The sequence below is a fragment of the Allorhizobium sonneratiae genome (assembly GCF_023700755.1).
Lineage (GTDB): Bacteria > Pseudomonadota > Alphaproteobacteria > Rhizobiales > Rhizobiaceae > Allorhizobium > Allorhizobium sonneratiae.
Genome location: NZ_JAMKOJ010000002.1, coordinates 490,671 through 507,736 on the forward strand (window position 1 = coordinate 490,671; position 17,066 = coordinate 507,736).

At 60.0% G+C, this 17,066-nt stretch carries 16 protein-coding genes, 1 tRNA gene and 1 other RNA gene; 11 read left to right on the forward strand and 7 right to left on the reverse strand.

Annotated elements, in window-relative coordinates; genetic code table 11:
* The first annotated feature begins 128 nt into the window (after positions 1 to 128).
* The 4 genes from NAC44_RS05285 (at position 129) to NAC44_RS05300 (ending at position 1,786) form a co-directional block, all read left to right on the forward strand.
* Entirely contained in the window at positions 129 to 704 is a 576-nt protein-coding gene (locus NAC44_RS05285; RefSeq protein ID WP_250938577.1) for a helix-turn-helix domain-containing protein, read from the forward strand.
* Positions 701 to 1,243 carry a GNAT family N-acetyltransferase gene (locus tag NAC44_RS05290; RefSeq protein ID WP_250938579.1) on the forward strand — a complete coding sequence of 181 codons (543 nt, stop codon included), beginning with the start codon at positions 701 to 703 and terminating at the stop codon, positions 1,241 to 1,243. The genes NAC44_RS05285 and NAC44_RS05290 overlap by 4 nt, the downstream gene beginning before the upstream one ends.
* Complete coding sequence (locus NAC44_RS05295; RefSeq protein WP_250938581.1) at positions 1,240 to 1,524, forward strand: Rdx family protein; 285 nt, start codon at positions 1,240 to 1,242, stop codon at positions 1,522 to 1,524. The genes NAC44_RS05290 and NAC44_RS05295 overlap by 4 nt, the downstream gene beginning before the upstream one ends.
* A 177-nt stretch (positions 1,525 to 1,701) precedes the next feature.
* Positions 1,702 to 1,786: transfer RNA gene (locus tag NAC44_RS05300), tRNA-Leu, on the forward strand.
* A gap of 91 nt (positions 1,787 to 1,877) precedes the next feature.
* Here the strand turns inward: NAC44_RS05300 and NAC44_RS05305 are convergent.
* Positions 1,878 to 2,495 (reverse strand): MOSC domain-containing protein, encoded by a 618-nt coding sequence (locus NAC44_RS05305; protein ID WP_250938583.1) that lies wholly within the window; start codon positions 2,493 to 2,495, stop codon positions 1,878 to 1,880.
* Positions 2,496 to 2,584: 89 nt separating this feature from the next.
* Between NAC44_RS05305 and recR the strand changes: the two genes are divergently transcribed.
* The 5 genes from recR (at position 2,585) to NAC44_RS05330 (ending at position 8,416) form a co-directional block, all read left to right on the forward strand.
* A complete protein-coding gene (gene recR, locus NAC44_RS05310) occupies positions 2,585 to 3,190 on the forward strand; it encodes a recombination mediator RecR (RefSeq protein WP_250938585.1) in 606 nt (201 codons plus the stop codon).
* 25 nt (positions 3,191 to 3,215) lie between these two features.
* Complete coding sequence (locus NAC44_RS05315) at positions 3,216 to 4,466, forward strand: lytic murein transglycosylase (protein WP_250938587.1); 1,251 nt, start codon at positions 3,216 to 3,218, stop codon at positions 4,464 to 4,466.
* A gap of 159 nt (positions 4,467 to 4,625) precedes the next feature.
* Positions 4,626 to 4,895: a 30S ribosomal protein S15 gene (gene rpsO, locus NAC44_RS05320; RefSeq protein ID WP_250938590.1), complete on the forward strand. Its 270-nt coding sequence runs from the start codon at positions 4,626 to 4,628 to the stop codon at positions 4,893 to 4,895.
* Positions 4,896 to 5,184: 289 nt separating this feature from the next.
* Positions 5,185 to 7,323: a polyribonucleotide nucleotidyltransferase gene (gene pnp, locus NAC44_RS05325; protein WP_250938592.1), complete on the forward strand. Its 2,139-nt coding sequence runs from the start codon at positions 5,185 to 5,187 to the stop codon at positions 7,321 to 7,323.
* A 76-nt stretch (positions 7,324 to 7,399) separates the two neighbouring features.
* Positions 7,400 to 8,416: a class I SAM-dependent methyltransferase gene (locus NAC44_RS05330; protein WP_250938594.1), complete on the forward strand. Its 1,017-nt coding sequence runs from the start codon at positions 7,400 to 7,402 to the stop codon at positions 8,414 to 8,416.
* Between the two features lie 290 nt (positions 8,417 to 8,706).
* On the opposite strand, the gene NAC44_RS05335 is transcribed toward NAC44_RS05330, so the two are convergent.
* The 3 genes from NAC44_RS05335 to ffs form a co-directional block, all read right to left on the reverse strand.
* A complete protein-coding gene (locus NAC44_RS05335) occupies positions 8,707 to 9,030 on the reverse strand; it encodes a YbaB/EbfC family nucleoid-associated protein (protein WP_250938596.1) in 324 nt (107 codons plus the stop codon).
* Positions 9,031 to 9,069: 39 nt separating this feature from the next.
* Positions 9,070 to 10,944, reverse strand: coding sequence for a DNA polymerase III subunit gamma/tau (locus tag NAC44_RS05340; RefSeq protein ID WP_250938598.1), 1,875 nt, complete (start codon positions 10,942 to 10,944; stop codon positions 9,070 to 9,072).
* A gap of 54 nt (positions 10,945 to 10,998) precedes the next feature.
* Positions 10,999 to 11,095, reverse strand: an RNA gene (gene ffs / locus NAC44_RS05345) — signal recognition particle sRNA small type.
* 89 nt (positions 11,096 to 11,184) lie between these two features.
* On the opposite strand from ffs, the gene NAC44_RS05350 reads away from it, so the two are divergent.
* Both NAC44_RS05350 and nudC read left to right on the forward strand, forming a co-directional pair.
* Positions 11,185 to 11,592: an HIT family protein gene (locus NAC44_RS05350; protein WP_250938600.1), complete on the forward strand. Its 408-nt coding sequence runs from the start codon at positions 11,185 to 11,187 to the stop codon at positions 11,590 to 11,592.
* Entirely contained in the window at positions 11,589 to 12,548 is a 960-nt protein-coding gene (nudC, locus tag NAC44_RS05355; protein WP_250938602.1) for an NAD(+) diphosphatase, read from the forward strand. Before NAC44_RS05350 ends, nudC begins: the two co-directional genes overlap by 4 nt.
* Before the next feature lie 122 nt (positions 12,549 to 12,670).
* Here the strand turns inward: nudC and truB are convergent, their stop codons facing one another.
* The 3 genes from truB to infB all read right to left on the reverse strand — a co-directional run bounded on the left by truB (position 12,671) and on the right by infB (position 17,001).
* Positions 12,671 to 13,600: a tRNA pseudouridine(55) synthase TruB gene (truB, locus tag NAC44_RS05360; RefSeq protein WP_250938604.1), complete on the reverse strand. Its 930-nt coding sequence runs from the start codon at positions 13,598 to 13,600 to the stop codon at positions 12,671 to 12,673.
* A 22-nt stretch (positions 13,601 to 13,622) separates the two neighbouring features.
* Entirely contained in the window at positions 13,623 to 14,033 is a 411-nt protein-coding gene (rbfA, locus tag NAC44_RS05365) for a 30S ribosome-binding factor RbfA (protein ID WP_250938606.1), read from the reverse strand.
* A 166-nt stretch (positions 14,034 to 14,199) separates the two neighbouring features.
* Entirely contained in the window at positions 14,200 to 17,001 is a 2,802-nt protein-coding gene (gene infB, locus NAC44_RS05370) for a translation initiation factor IF-2 (RefSeq protein WP_250938608.1), read from the reverse strand.
* Between the last annotated feature and the right edge of the window lie 65 nt (positions 17,002 to 17,066).

Consider the following 17,066-nt stretch of genomic DNA (forward strand, 5'->3'; position numbering starts at 1 on the left):
TTGCCATTGGAAAAAGGCCGGGAGTGGGGCGGCTTGCAAGAGGTCTGTTGATAAAATGCGATTTTGCTTGAGCGAAAATGGAGAAATCTCCGATTGACTCCACTATAAGATCATGAAAATCTCTTATCATGGAAAATATGGATGACATCAATCTTGCTATCGGCGAGAGACTGAAAGGGCTGCGGCGGGCAAAAGGACAAACGCTCGACCAGCTGGCCGAGCGCTCCGGTGTCAGCCGGGCGATGATTTCACGCATCGAGCGCGGCGAGGCCAGCCCCACGGCAGTGCTTCTGTCGCGCCTGTGCGTCGCACTCGGCCAGTCGCTCTCGGTCTTTTTCGCCGCAGAAGAGGCCGGCCCGCCGCTGATGCGCCATGCCGATCAGCCGGTGTGGCGTGACCCGCAAACCGGTTATCTGCGCCGTTCGGTCTCGCCGCCCGGTCTGGGGGTGGATGTGGTGGAGGTGACCTTCCCCCCGCAGGCAAAAGTCAGCTATGGTGCACAGCCTGCCAATCAACGGCAATGGCAGCATGTCTGGCTTCTGGAAGGAGAGATGGAGCTGACCGTAGGAGACACGGTCTGGACGCTTCAGCCCGGCGATTGCCTGTTCATGCCGGTGGCCGATGTCCTCTCCTTTGCCAACAAGACCGATCAACCCGCCCGCTATGCGGTGATCATCGACATCAGAAAGGACGATATGCCATGACGATCCGCCTGCTGGATGCCCTGGAGGCCAGGAGGGCCATTCCACAGCTTTGTGCCGTGCTTTGCGATTGTGTCCAAGGTGGCGCATCGGTGGGCTTCATGCTGCCATTTTCCAAAGATGAGGCCCTGTCCTTCTGGTCCGCCACCATCGATGCGGTGGAACGCGGCGACATCCTGCTTTTGGCGGCAGAGCATGACGGTGAGATTGTCGGCACCGTGCAGATCGGCCTCAGACAACCGCCCAACCAGCCGCACCGCGCCGATCTCAAGAAACTGCTGGTGCATCGCAAGGCGCGCGGGCTTGGGCTTTCGCGTCTTCTGATGGCGGCGGCGGAAGACGCCGCAGCACGCGCAGACAAAAGCCTTCTGGTGCTCGATACCGCAAGAGGCGAAATCGCCGAAACCATTTATGAAAAGCTCGGCTGGAGCCGGGCGGGCATGGTGCCGGATTATGCCCTGTTTCCCGATGGGCGTTTCTGTGACACGGTGATTTTTTATAAGAGACTGGCGAACGCCTCCCATGAAAGCCTCAGCGCATGAACAAGCCGAAAATCACCATTCTCTATTGCACCCAGTGCAACTGGCTGCTGCGGGCCGGATGGATGGCGCAGGAGCTGCTGCAGACCTTTTCCGACAGCCTCGGCGAGGTGGCCCTTCTGCCCGGCACCGGCGGCGCGTTTGAAATCCGGCTCGATGGCGTGCTGATCTGGGAGCGCAAGCGCGATGGCGGCTTTCCCGGTCCGAAGGAATTGAAGCAGCGCGTGCGCGACATCATCGATCCAGAGCGCGATCTCGGCCACACAGATCGCAAGCCGGAATAAAAGAATGCAGAAAAATAAATCGGGGCTCTAAAAAAGATAAGCACCTGAAAAACATTCATAACCATCGCCTTAGGGAAATCTTGGTCATAGGCCGCCGCAAAAACCGCAAAGCCTGACATGAAAACTTCAAAAACCGTGTTGACAGCAGCGGCCCGTCCTATTACACGGCTCCTCGTCGCCCAGATGGCGGAATTGGTAGACGCGCAGGTTTCAGGTACCTGTGCCGCGAGGCGTGGAGGTTCGAGTCCTCTTCTGGGCACCAAATTCCAGTTTCAGACTGTTTGATACAGTCATGAAACACTGCAAAAAGCCCGGTTTTCCGGGCTTTTTTGTTTTTATCATGATAGTCCCCGTTACCTCTGCTTCATGATCTGCGCACGCATCCGTTCGGCAATCGGAAGCGCCAGAAAGCGGGCTTTTTCGCTGTCGTCCAACGTTTTGAGCGAGCGTCCGATCAGGCTCGCCACCATCAGCCGATCACCGGTATAGGCTTGCAGCCTGACCGAGGCGCCTGCTTCCAGCAGCGTTCCGCTGATCACGCGGGCATAGGCGCCCGGTCGGGCGGCCTTGGTATAGCGCTTGGCGAAGGTCGGGTCCTGCATATGGGCGCAGAATGTGGCACAGGGAATGCGCGCTGCCGTGATTTCGATGAGGGTCTCGCCGATCGTCAACCGGTCGCCAATCGCCAAATCCCGATTGTCCAGCCCTTCGATCACCAGATTTTCGCCGAAAGCACCGGGCGACAAAGCTCGGGAAAGCTCGGTTTCCCACCAGGCAAGCGTCAGCGATCCTTCAAGATAAAGCGCCTGATCCGGCCCGCCATGATGTTTGCGATTGAGGATCGCATCGCCGACAAGCCCTTGCCTGTCCAGCATGACGGGACCTGCGACGGGATGTTTGTCGATGCCGGTCTTGTAGTTCAGCCCGTTGACGCTGTGCGGCTGGCCAATGCAGATGGCGCTGAGTTTCATAAAGCCCGTCCTTCCTGTGTATGCGGGAATCTCTGCATCCGGCTGACAGAGCGATTCCGTTTTCAGCAATTATGCAGTAAGAACGCCGCATGGCAAAACGAGTCACCGGCCCCGAAATCGAAAAACTCATCCAGCTTCTGGCGAAAGTGCCGGGCCTTGGGCCGCGCTCGGCCCGCCGGGCAGCACTGCACCTCATCCGCAAGCGCGATCAGCTGATGGGACCCTTGGCGCTGGCCATGGGGGAAGCCCATGCCAAGGTCAAAACCTGTTCCTGCTGCGGCAATGTCGATACCATTGATCCCTGCACCGTCTGCACCGATGACCGGCGCGACCGCGCCCTGATCATCGTCGTGGAAGATGTCTCCGACCTCTGGGCACTGGAGCGGGCAGGCGCCATGAATGCGCTTTATCATGTGCTGGGCGGCACGCTGTCGCCGCTCGACGGTGTCGGCCCGGACGATCTCAACATCAAGGGCCTGATCGACCGCGTGGCCGAGGGCCATGTCCGCGAAATCATTCTGGCCGTCAATGCAACGGTAGAGGGTCAGGCGACGGCCCATTACATCACCGACCATCTCTCCGGTTTCGATGTAAAGATCACCCGGCTGGCCCATGGCGTGCCGGTGGGTGGCGAGCTGGATTATCTCGATGAAGGCACATTGTCGGCCGCGCTGCGCGCCCGCACCGCCATCTGAGAAACACAAAACAGGAGCCGATGCGATGAAACGGTCTCTTCGCCGCCTTGCCGCCCTTACTGTTGCGCTGAGCGCATGGATATCTCCCGCACTGGCTCAGCCGTCAAAGGCCGAGGTCGAGCAGCAGTTTCAACACTGGATCGCCAGCGATCTGTGGCCTGAGGCGCAGAAAGCTGGCATTTCGCAGGCGGAGTTTTCGAAGGCCATGGCAGGGGCGCGATTGATCTGGTCGCTGCCGGATCTTGAGCCGCCGGGCTTTCCACCGCCGAAGCAGCGCCCGCAGTCTCAGGCGGAGTTTTCCTCCCCCGGCCCTTATTTCAATGAGGCCCGGCTTGAGGGACTGGCAGTAAAGGGCCGGGCGCTTGCCAAAACCTATGCCGTGCCGCTGAAACGGATCGAAGCGAAATATGGCGTGCCGGGGCCGATCCTGCTGGCGCTTTGGGGCCGGGAAACCGGCTATGGCGCGGCAAAACTGCCTTATCGCGCCATCGATGTGCTGGCCACAGGGGCCTTCATGTCCACCCGCAAGGCGCTGTTTGAAAAAGAACTGATCGATGCGATGAAGATCGTCGGCGATCGCGACATCGACCCTGCCGCCATGCTCGGCTCCAGCGCCGGTGCGCTCGGCCAGCCGCAATTCATGCCCTCAAACTTTCTGAAATATGCCGTGGATGGCGATGGCGACGGCCACCGCAACATCTGGACCTCCGTGCCGGATACGCTGGCCTCCATGGCCAATTTTCTCGAGCACAAAGGCTGGCAGAAGGGCCGCGGCTGGGGGTTCGAGGTGACGATACCGGCCAGCGTTTCCTGCGCCGATGAGGGGCCGGATCGTGCCAGAAATCTTGAGCAATGGCTGGCCATGGGCATCAGACCGGTGTCGCCCATGCCCTTTTCGCCAAAGGAGCGCAAGGCCGAGGCCATGATGCTGACGCCCGCCGGCACGCATGGACCGGAATTTCTGGTGACGCCGAATTTCTACGTGCTGAAAGAATATAACAATTCCGACCTCTACGCGCTCTTCATCGGCAATCTTGCCGACCGGATTGCCAGGGGATCGGGGGCTTTTTCCGCCCCCTTCGGTCCGGTCGGCCATATGCTGCGCTCGGATGTGCTGACCATGCAGCAAAAACTGGTGGCGATGGGCTATGATGTCGGCAAGGCCGACGGGCTGGCAGGCTACAAGACAAGGCGGTCTCTGGGAGAATGGCAGGCAAAGGCGGGGTTCTCGCCCACCTGTTTTCCCGATGAGACCCTGAAGGCACGACTGAAATAATCGGCATCGCGTCGTGACCGATGGTGGTCTTTTCTTTCCGGTCAGGATGATATATAGCGGGCGCCAGCATGGCATGGATTGCCTGCACACATGGCCCCGGCTGGACGGCATCCCGGCTGAGGGCGTCCCAATTCCTCCATTTCAAGAAAGGATCATACGATGTCGATTACCGCAGAGCGCAAAGCTGCCCTGATCAAGGAATATGCAACCAAGGAAGGCGACACCGGTTCGCCCGAAGTACAGGTTGCCATCCTGACCGAGCGGATCACCAACCTGACGGAACACTTCAAGGGCCACAAGAAGGATAACCATTCCCGCCGTGGCCTGCTGACGCTGGTTTCCAGCCGTCGTTCGCTTCTTGATTATCTCAAGAAGAAGGACGAAGCCCGCTACACCAGCCTGATCGGCCGTCTGGGCATTCGCCGCTAACGGTTTTCCGGCGGGCTTGTTGCGAAAGCAGGCCCGCCGGTTGCTTTTCGGGGCCGTTACGGCCCGATCCAAGGGTTTCGCCGACTGGCGCAACCTCTCCCGGCAGGCCGGATGGGCCGGATCTGCCGATTGAAACCACGACCTGTCATGGGGCAGGATTGTCGGTGGCTTGCGGGCATATTGCCTTTTAAAATCAAGTCCCCTGCTGTCTTGCCCGTGATGCGTCACTATCGATGCGGATTTGCTGCCGCCCTCAGGGTCGGCGCCAATGCGCATATGAGGACAAGATATGTTCGATATCCATAGCGTTGAAATCGAGTGGGCAGGCCGCCCGCTGAAACTGGAAACGGGCAAGGTTGCCCGTCAGGCCGACGGCGCTGTCATCGCCACCTATGGCGAAACCGTGGTTCTCGCCACCGTCGTTTCCGCCAAGGAGCCGAAGCCGGGCCAGGATTTCTTCCCGCTGACCGTCAACTATCAGGAAAAGACCTATGCCGCCGGTAAAATCCCGGGCGGTTATTTCAAGCGCGAAGGCCGCCCGAGCGAAAACGAAACCCTCGTTTCCCGACTGATCGACCGCCCAATCCGCCCGCTTTTCCCGGAAGGCTACAAGAACGACACCCAGGTTGTCGTCACCGTCATTCAGCACGATCTGGAAAACAACCCTGACATCCTGTCGATGGTCGCTGCCTCTGCCGCGCTGACGCTGTCGGGCATTCCCTTCATGGGCCCGGTTGGCGGTGCGCGCGTTGGCTACATCAACGGCGAATATGTTCTGAACCCGCATCTTGACGAGATGGATGAATCCATTCTCGATCTGGTTGTTGCTGGCACGACCGACGCCGTTCTGATGGTCGAATCCGAAGCCAAGGAACTCAACGAAGACATCATGCTCGGCGCCGTCATGTTCGGCCACAAGGGTTTTCAGCCGGTGATCGACGCCATCATCAAGCTGGCTGAAGTCGCTGCCAAGGAGCCGCGTGACTTCGTGCCGGAAGATCATTCCGAGCTTGAAGCCGAAATGCTGAAGATCGCCGAGGCCGAACTGCGCGACGCCTACAAGATCACCCAGAAGGCCGAGCGTTATGCTGCCGTCGATGCCGTCAAGGCCAAGGTCAAGGCGCATTTCCTGCCGGCAGAAGGCGAAGCCAGGTATACGGCTGAAGTTGTTGGCGCGGTGTTCAAGCACTTGCAGGCCAAGATCGTTCGCTGGAACATTCTCGACACCAAGAGCCGTATCGACGGCCGCGATCTGGAAACGGTTCGCCCCATCACTGCCGAAGTTGGCCTGTTGCCGCGTACGCACGGTTCTGCCCTCTTCACCCGCGGTGAAACCCAGGCCATCGTCGTTGCCACGCTCGGCACCGGCGAAGATGAGCAGTATGTCGATTCCTTGACGGGCATGTACAAGGAAAACTTCATGCTGCACTATAACTTCCCGCCCTATTCGGTGGGTGAAACGGGCCGCATGGGTTCCCCGGGCCGCCGCGAAATCGGCCATGGCAAGCTGGCATGGCGCGCCATCCACCCGATGCTGCCGACGGCGGAACAGTTCCCCTACACGCTGCGCGTTGTCTCCGAAATCACTGAGTCCAACGGCTCGTCCTCGATGGCCACCGTCTGCGGCACTTCGCTGGCGCTGATGGATGCCGGTGTGCCACTGGCCAAGCCAGTTGCCGGTATCGCCATGGGCCTGATCCTCGAAGGCGACCGTTTTGCCGTTCTCTCCGATATTCTCGGTGACGAAGACCATCTCGGCGACATGGACTTCAAGGTGGCCGGTACGGACGCCGGTATCACCTCGCTGCAGATGGACATCAAGATCGCCGGTATCACCGAAGAGATCATGAAGGTGGCGCTCAATCAGGCGCAGGGTGGCCGCAAGCACATTCTCGGCGAAATGGCCAAGGCCATCACCGAAAGCCGCTCGCAGCTCGGCGAATTTGCACCGCGCATCGAAGTGATGAATATTCCGGTCGACAAGATCCGCGAAGTCATCGGCTCCGGCGGCAAGGTCATCCGCGAAATCGTCGAAAAGACCGGCGCCAAGATCAACATCGAAGATGACGGCACCGTCAAGATCGCATCGTCTTCCGGCAAGGAAATCGAAGCGGCGCGCAAGTGGATCCACTCTATTGTAGCCGAGCCGGAAATTGGCGCGATCTATGAAGGCACGGTCGTCAAGACCGCCGATTTCGGCGCTTTCGTCAACTTCTTCGGTTCGCGTGACGGTCTGGTTCATATCTCTCAGCTCGCCTCCGAGCGTGTTGCCAAGACCACGGATGTGGTCAAGGAAGGCGACAAGGTCTGGGTCAAGCTGATGGGCTTCGATGAACGCGGCAAGGTTCGCCTGTCGATGAAGGTTGTCGATCAGGCAACCGGCAAGGAAGTCGAAAAGAAGCAGGATGGTGAAGCTGCCGCTGAATAAGCGCAGCCTGTACCTTTATCAGGCGGCGCGGGAGACATTCCGCGCCGTTTTTGTATTCACCGGAAAGATCATCACCATGAGCCGCGACGTTCTGAAAACCCTGTTTCATCCCTTCGTTACCGAAATTCTTGCCCTTCCGGGTGAGGAAGAGCGCTTCCTCTTTCTCGGTGCGGAAGCCGGTTTCGTCACGCCGGACGGTTTTGCCGCAGAGCTTGCGCTGGTTCAAGGCTTTCGCCCGGAATTTCTCAGGCTTCAGGCCGCCCGCCACCAACCTCAGCCCGTGATGGAAGGCGAGGATTTCAACGGTGCGCTGATCCTCTTGACCAAGCACAAGGGCGAAAACGAAAACCGCATCGCCGAAGCCCTGAAGCGGGTCAAGACCGGCGGACTGATCGTCATTGCCGGGACGAAAGAAGATGGGGTGCAGTCGCTGCGCAAACGTCTGGACCGGCTGGGGCTCGATCCGCAATCCATGCCGAAATATCATGGTGTGGCGATCTGGTTTGCCGTGCCGGACGATGCGTCGCCTTCCATAGAGGCCCTTTCCTCGCAGCCTGTCATCATTGAAGGCCGGTTCGAGACCTTTGCCGGACAGTTTTCCCATACCCATGCCGATCCCGGTTCCGAACTTCTGGTGGAACGTTTTCCTGAGGGCTTTGATGGCAATGCGGCCGATTTCGGCGCAGGCTGGGGTTTTCTCTCGGTGATGCTTGCGGAAAAAGCGCCGCGCGTGAACCGCATCGATCTGTTCGAAGCCAATTACGAGGCCCTGGAGCAGGCGAAGAAGAATCTGGCGCGCAACTGCCCGAAACTGACCGCCCGTTTCTTCTGGCAGGATCTGGCCAACGAACCGCCAAAGGAAAAATACGATCTGATCGTCATAAACCCGCCTTTTCACGAAGGCCATGCCGCCGAACCATCCATCGGTGAGGCCATGATCCGCACCGCAGCCGGCGCGCTCAGCCATGGCGGCGAATTGCTGATGGTCGCCAATCGCGGCCTGCCCTATGAGCCGCTGCTGAAGGACATTTTCCGCGAGCAAAGCGAGATCTGCCGCAATGCCCGCTACAAGGTGCTTCGGGCGAAGAAATAACCGGAATACAGCGAGGCCCGGGCGTTTATCCAAAGCCCGGGCCTGTAAACCTCTTTGATGTCAGCCAAGCGCCTACTGCATCATTCCTGAAATCGGGAGAGATTGAAGGTGAACATGATGCAGCAGATGAAACGTGTGACAGCGCGTTTTGTGCGCCATATTTAAAGCATGTCGCGTTTTATTGTCCTCAATAAAACGATAACGTACATGCGAAAAAAACAAGCACTTAAAGCACGTTGCATGAGGCTGATAAGCCGCAACGTGCTTTAGTGCACGGCGCTGTAAGCCGCTCAGAACGGCAGCTTGAAACCGGGCGGGATCGGCAGGCCGGCGGTCATTTCCTTGGTCTTTTCTGCGGTGACGGCCTCGACCTTGTCCTTGGCGTCCTTATGGGCTGCGACGATCAGGTCTTCCAGAATCTCGACCTCATCTTCCTTGAACAGCGACGGATCGATCTTCAGGCCCTTCATGTCGCCCTTGCCGGTCATGGTGATGGTGACCAATCCGCCGCCGGACTTGCCTTCGATTTCAAGAGCGGCGATATCGGCCTGCATCTTTTCCATCTTGGCCTGCATTTCCTTGACCTTGCCCATCATGCCCATGATGTCGCGCATCGTGTATCTCCTGTTGCTTGCAGCAGGCCGCAGCCGCTGTCAGAATTCAATATCGTCGCCGGGCAGAATATCGCCTTCAGCCGATTCGGCGGTGGCAGCCGGGGTCAGCGCTTCATCCTCTTCCGCCGCGTTGACGGCACGGATGCGCACATCGATAATTTTCGCCCCGGGAAAACGAGAGAGAAGCGCCATGACATCCGGATCGGAGGCGGCATCGGTCATGCGCGCCTCATGATCGCTTTTTTCCTGCTCCTGCAGCGTCGGACCGCCCTGCTCGCGGCTGAGGATCACCATCCAGCGGATGCCGCTCCACTCTTCCAGCCGCTTCTGCAGATCGCCCACCAGCGTTTTCGGCGCATCCGGCGGCAGATTGATCTCCAGCCGCCCCGGCTCCAGCCGCACCAGCCGCACATAGGCGCGCAACAGCGCTTTCAGCTTCGGATCACGATTGGCGGTGCACAGATCGGCAATGTCGGAAAGGCTGGCGATCTGCACCTTCGGTTCGGGCTGCAGCTCGCTGTCGCGGCGCGGCGCTATCTCAGGCTGTGCCTCGCTACGCGGCACCGATTTAAGATGGGCCGTCGGCTGCGTTGCGGGCTGTAGAGACGGCTGAGAAGAGGCCGGACGGGCCATGGCCTGTGTTGCATAACTGGCTGACGCCCCACCGGAGCCCCCACGCGGGCCATTTCCTGGAGCTGGACTGGCTGACGAGCCCCCCTCCTGCCCTATCTCCAGCAACCTTCTGGCAGCCTCTTCCGGCGACGGAAGATGCGCGGCATGGGTGAGGCGAATGAGCACCATTTCCGCAGCACCCAGAGGCCGGGAGGCGTTTTCCACCTCCGGAATACCCTTGAGCAGCATTTGCCAGATGCGCGAAAGCGTCGTCACAGCAACCGTTTCGGCAAATTGCGCGCCATGCACCCGCTCCACTTCGCTGAGCGAGGGATCATTGGCACCATTCGGCACATATTTGAGCCGGGTCACGATATGGGTGAAATCGGCGAGATCGGTCAGCACCACGCTCGGGTTGGCGCCTGCCTCATACTGACTGGCGAATTCGCCAAGGGCGGCCGCCACATCGCCGCGCACGACATGGCCAAAGAGATCGACCACGCGCGCCCGGTCGGCAAGGCCGAGCATGGCGCGCACGGCGGCCGTTTCCACCCGTCCGCCACCATGAGCAATGGCCTGATCCAGCAGGGAAAGACCGTCACGGGCAGAGCCTTCGGCAGCACGCGCAATCATAGACAGCGCATCATCCTCGGCCTCGATGCCTTCGCGCGCCAGAAGCGTGGAAAACAGCCGCACCAGATCACCGGCACCGATACGCCGCAGGTCAAAACGCTGGCAACGGGATAAAACCGTGATCGGCACCTTGCGGATTTCCGTGGTGGCGAAAATGAATTTCACATGGTCCGGCGGTTCTTCCAGCGTCTTCAACAGCCCGTTGAAGGCCGCGGTCGACAGCATGTGCACTTCATCGATGATATAGACCTTGTAGCGCGCCGAAACCGGGCGATAGCGCACCTGCTCGATAATCTCGCGGATATCGTCAATGCCCGTATGGGAAGCGGCATCCATCTCGATGACATCGACATGGCGGCCTTCCATGATGGCCTGACAATGCTCACCTGGAATTTTCAGGTCGATGGTCGGACGGTCGATCTCATCTGTCTTGTAGTTCAGGGCGCGGGCGAGAATGCGGGCCGTGGTGGTCTTGCCCACGCCGCGCACGCCGGTCAGCATATAGGCTTGGGCAATGCGTCCCGTCTCGAAGGCGTTGGTGAGCGTGCGCACCATCGGCTCCTGACCGACCATGAGATCGGTGAAGTCCTTCGGGCGATATTTGCGGGCAAGAACCCGGTAACCGCCGGGTGCAGCATTGGCCTTGGCTGTCGGCTCCTGATCGGACATAGGCTGCCAGCATCCCCGTGGGTTCTTCAACAGGCTCTCAATCGTGAAAGCGGGGTGGGAGGCTGGCACGGCGACCCGTGCCGGGCTCGTTGGGGCTGCTTCCTTCCGGACCTGACCCGGTTGGCGAGTGGCTCGTCCACCACCAACCTCCCGAGCGACATATCGGCAATTGCTGCGACAAATGCAAGCCAAGCAGCAAAAAAACTGCTACTCCATTGAAAAAATGTGAGGAGACTGCGTTTGGACCCCTTCGTTCTGGATGAAAGGCTGGCACGTGACAGCCAGTTATTGCTCGAATTGCCGCTTTCCGATCTGAGACTTGCGCTGGACAGCCGCTGGCCATGGCTGATCCTCGTCCCGCGCCGGGCCGGTATCAGCGAAATCTTCGAGCTGGAGCCTGAAGATCAGGCCGCACTTCTGGCCGAACAGGTGATGATTGCCGCAGCCCTGAAGCAGGCGACGGGAGCGGAAAAAATCAATATCGCCGCCATTGGCAATATCGTGCGCCAACTCCATGTTCATATCGTTGCCCGGTTTTCCGGCGACGCCAACTGGCCCGGACCGATCTGGGGCTATGGTGTATCACGACCCTATTCGCAAGAGGACTTTCAAACCATGGCGGCAAAGATTCTGGAGGCTTTGCAGTGAAGGGATTTTCGCTGTTCGATCATGATGCACCCCATCCCGAAGCAAGCCAGTTGACCGCCTTTGCCGGCAATGAACTCAATCGTCTGGCCGAAGCCCGCACGGAGGAAAGCCTGGCCGAGGCGCTGAAGCGGGATGGGCTGCACATCCTTGCCTTTTCCGGCAACCGGCTGGTGCTGAAACATGAAGAGCAGGTTCTCGATCCACTCTTTGCGCCTTATGAACTGGCCGATCTTGCGCCCGACCCGGACAATGCCGTGCTTTTGGGCTACAAGGCCAATGGCGAGCCGCGCATTGCCCTTCCAGTCCTGGCCGAAGAATCGAGATTTGCTCAAGGCTACAAGCTGATCACCGCCCGCGAACTCTACCGCGACACCGATCTCGAGGCCGAACTGATCGGCGAGGCGGCGCAGGGCTTCAGCCTGCTTCACTGGAACAGTGAAAACCGCTTCTGCGGCTCCTGTGGTCAACCGATGCAGCCGCGCATAGGCGGCTACAAACGTGAATGTCCCGCCTGTGGCCGGATCAGCTTTCCTCGCACCGATCCGGTGGCGATCATGCTCTGTGTCGATGAGAAGGAAGATCGGGTTCTGCTCGGCCGCGGCGTGCATTTTCCCGAAGGCATGTATTCCTGTCTGGCTGGCTTCATCGAACCGGCGGAAACCATCGAAAATGCCGTGCGGCGGGAAGTGCTGGAGGAATCAGGCACCCGCATCGGCCGCGTCCGCTATCATGCGTCACAGCCCTGGCCCGTGCCGCATCAACTGATGATCGGCGTTCTGGCGGAAGCGCTGAGCTTCGAGATCACGCGCGATGAGGCGGAACTGGCCGATTGCCGCTGGTTCAGCCGCGATGAGGTCAAAGCGATGATCGATCTGCGGTCAGAAGCAGCAAAGGCCCCGGCCAAAGGCACAATCGCCCATCGGCTGATGAGCGACTGGCTGGACTGGACGGCGTGACGCCATCTACTGCATCATTTTCACCTTAAACCGGAATCGGTTTAAGGTGAAAATGATGCAGCAAATTAAAAGTGTTACAGCACCGTGCGCCATATTTGGTGCACGGCGCTCCCGCAGGAGATTCAGGCGAAAACCCGTTTCGGGCGAAATTCGCCCTGACCGATTTCACCAATGGCCACCAGCTTTCCACCGGCCAGTGCCACAGCTTCCGGTTCGGCCACCGGTGCATCCCGCCCGCGCAGCAGAATCGGATTGCCCATGCGCAGGCGATAGGCCTGATCGTCGCTGATGCGGATCTGCGGCAGGGTGGAGAGCGCTTCGCTGGTATCGACGAGAAAGGCATCGAGTGCTGCCAGCCTTTCGTCGCGATCCTCAATCTCTTCCAGCGCCACCAATTCGTCCAGCGGCACCATCATCTCTTCGGCAAAGGGTGCGACGAAGGAGCGGCGGAGTTCCGAAATATGCCCGTAGCAGCCAAGGTCGCGGCCAAAGTCGCGGGCAAGCGAGCGCACATAGGTGCCCTTGCCGCATTCCACCTCGAAAAAGGCCCGGTCCTGTTCGGTTTTCAGCAGGGTCAGACGATGGATTTCCACCTCGCGCGAGGGAATTTCGACCGTTTCGCCGTCACGGGCAAGATCATAGGCACGCTCACCGGCAATCTTGATGGCAGAAAACTGCGGCGGGATCTGGCTGATCATGCCGGTATAGCGCGGCAGGATGGCGCGGATTGCTTCTTCCGTCGGGCGCTGGGCAGAGGTTTGCGTCACCTCGCCTTCCAGATCGTCCGTCGTGCGTTCCTCGCCCCAGCTCACGGTGAATTCATAGATTTTTCGCCCGTCCATCACATAGGGAACGGTCTTGGTCGCATCGCCCAGCGCAATCGGCAACATGCCGGAGGCCAGCGGATCGAGCGTTCCGGCATGACCGGCCTTCTGGGCGTTGAACAGCCACTTGATCTTGCCGACGGCTTCGGTTGAGCCGAAATCCACCGGCTTGTCGAGGATCAGCCAGCCGGAAACCGGGCGGCCCTTGGGTTTTCTGGGTTTGGACATTCGGGTATGGCTTTCGGAAAAATCAGTCTTGTTCGTCGTCGGCATCGTCGGAAAGATCGCGGGCGACCTCCGGCGAGCGCAGCAGCGCATCGATCTTCTGGTAATTGTCGAAACTGGTATCGTCGCGGAAGCGCAGTTCCGGCATGTATTTCATCTGCCGAAGCTGAGGCCCAAGACGGCCGCGAATGAATTTCGCATTACGATTAAGCGCGGAAATCACGCCCGCATGATCGCTGACGCCCAACGGCGCCACATAGGCCGTGGCGATTTTCAGATCGGGCGACATACGCACTTCCGAAATCGAAATCACCGTCTTTTCAATCAGGTCGTCACGCACGTCACCCCGTTGCAAAACCTGGGTGATAGCGGCGCGGACCTGTTCGCCAACCCGCAGCATACGCTGCGATGGCGCTGAAGAAGTAGCTTTACTCATATCCTGTCTCTTGTCTGGCCTTTCGAGCATGTCCACGAGGAGGGACACGCGGTCAAAGGCGGGTGGGGATCGGACCCGAAAGACAGCAGATGCTGTCCTTAACTGTCATACAAACGAGGAAACCGCCGTTTTCACGGCGATTTCCCAAACCGTAACCCCGAAAGCTTTAGAGCGAGCGGGTGATGTGTTCGACGCGGAAGCACTCGATGGTGTCGCCAGCGCGGATATCTTCGTAATTCTCGAAGGCCATGCCGCATTCCTGACCGACCGGCACTTCGGAAACCTCGTCCTTGAAGCGCTTGAGGGTCTTGAGCTTGCCTTCGTGGATAACGACGTTGTCGCGCACCAGACGCACACCTGCACCACGCTCGACCTTGCCCTCGACCACACGGCAACCGGCAACCTTGCCGACCTTGGTGATGTTGAACACTTCGAGGATCTCGGCATTGCCGAGGAAGGTTTCGCGCCGTTCCGGCGACAGAAGACCCGACATGGCCGCCTTCACGTCATCCACCAGATCGTAGATGATGTTGTAATAGCGAATTTCCGTGCCGGTGCGTTCGGCGGCCGTGCGTGCCTGGGCATTGGCGCGGACGTTGAAGCCAATAATGGCGGCGTTCGAGGCTTCGGCCAGCGAAATATCCGATTCGGTTACGCCGCCGACGCCAGAGTGAACGATGCGCGCACGCACCTCGTCGGTGCCGAGCTTGTCCAGAGCACCGGCAATGGCTTCGATCGAGCCTTGCACGTCGCCCTTGATCACCAGCGGGAATTCCTTCAGTCCGGAAGACTGAAGCTGGTTCATCATCTGCTCCAGCGAGCCGCGCGAACCGGACTGGCGTGCCGCCGCCTTGTCGCGGGCGAGACGCTGACGATATTCCGAGATCTCACGGGCGCGGGCCTCGTTTTCAACGACTGCGAATTTATCACCCGCCTGCGGCGTGCCGGACAGGCCGAGGATTTCGACCGGCATGGCCGGACCGGCGTCCTTGACATGTTCACCCTTGTCGTTGACCAGCGCGCGCACACGACCCCACTGGTCGCCAGCGACGATGATCTGGCCGGGCTTCAGCGTGCCCTTCTGGATCAAGACCGTTGCCACAGCACCGCGACCGCGGTCGAGCTGGGCTTCGATGACCGAACCTTCCGCCGTGCGGTTCGGATTGGCCTTGAGATCGAGCACTTCGGCCTGAAGCAGGATGGCTTCGAGCAGCTTGTCGAGATTGGTGCCGTTCTTGGCCGACACCTCGACTTCGAGAACATCGCCGCCCATGGATTCGACGAAAACCTCATGCTGCAAAAGCGCTGTGCGCACCCGCTGCGGATCGGCGGACGGCTTGTCGATCTTGTTGATCGCCACGATGATCGGCACGCCGGCCGCCTTGGCGTGATTGATCGATTCGATCGTCTGCGGCATGACACTGTCATCGGCAGCCACCACGAGGATGGCGATGTCGGTCACCTGCGCGCCGCGGGCACGCATGGCAGTGAAGGCCGCGTGACCGGGCGTGTCGATGAAGGTGATCTTCTGACCGTTCTGCTCAACCTGATAGGCACCGATATGCTGGGTGATGCCACCGGCTTCACCGGCCACGACATTGGCCTTGCGGATGGCGTCGAGCAGCGAGGTTTTGCCGTGGTCGACGTGACCCATAATGGTGACGACCGGTGCGCGCGGCAGAAGTTCGCCTTCCTCGTCGGAAATGTTGAAGATGCCTTCTTCCACATCCGATTCGGAAACGCGCTTGACGGTGTGGCCAAATTCCGTGGCGATCAGTTCGGCCAGATCGGCGTCGATGACGTCGCCCGGCTTCATCATCTGACCTTCCTTCATCAGGTATTTGATAACGTCCACAGCGCGTTCGGACATACGCTGCGACAGTTCCTGAATGGTGATGGTTTCCGGCAGGATGACTTCGCGCATGACCTTTTCGCGGGTTTCCTGCATCTGGCTGCGGCGGAATTTTTCCTGACGGCGACGCATGGAGGCGAGCGAGCGACCCCGTGCTGCACCATCCTCATCAACATCAGCGCTGGTGACGGTCAGCTTGCCGCGGCGGCGGTCGGCCTCACCCTTGGGACGAACGGGAGCCTTGGCCGGTTCGGGACGAACCACCTTGCCACGCGGCGCGCCGCTGCGGTTTGCGCCGCGATCATCATCATCATCGTCGCCAGCCTTGCGGCCACGAGGGAAGGCAGCGCCAGGGGCAGCAGGCGCTGCCGCCGGACGAGCGTCTGCGGGCCGTGCGGCAGCAGGTGCGCGTTGCGACTGTGCCTCAGCCCGGGCCGGAGCGGCGGCTTTCGGCTCTTCCGCCTTGGCAACGGAAGCCGGTTCAGCGGATTTTGCCTCGGTCGGGCTCTGTTCCGCCACGCTTTCAGTTGCTGCGAGGGCGGCACGCGCCTTTTCTTCCTCGGCCTGACGGCGGGCTTCCTCTTCGGCCTGACGCTGGCGTTCTGCTTCCTCGACCTTGCGGCGGGCTTCTTCCTCGGCGCGACGCTTGGCTTCCTCGACCTCACGAGCCTGGGCTTCGATCAGCGCCCGGCGGCGGGCTTCCATCTCGCCAGCGGAGAGATCATGCAGAACATTGCCGCGTGGACGGTCATTGTTGCGCGAGGGCTGATTGCCCTGCGGCTGCGGACGCCCGGGATTGCGGTTCTGCGAATACTGGTTGGTCTGACCGCCGCGCGGCGGCTGGCTCGCTGCTGCCGGCCTTTGCGGCTGCTGCTGCGGTTGTACCGGTTTCGGCGCAGATGCGACCGGTTCGGGCGCGCGTGTCTGGGTCGGCGTGACCGGCTTTTCGTCCTCGGGCCGGGTCGGGCGGCGCTTGCGCGTCTCGACCACGACGGCCTTGGTTCGACCGCGACCCATATCCTGGCGCACGGTACCCTGGTTCACGCCCGTCGGCTTGAGCGTGAGCGTCTTCTTGCCCGTTACGCTGAGTGTCTTGTCGTCTTTGCTGTCGGTCATTCCGTTCCGTTCCTTCGGGCGCGGTCGGATACCTTTCAGCATCACCCCACGCCGTTCACATCCTG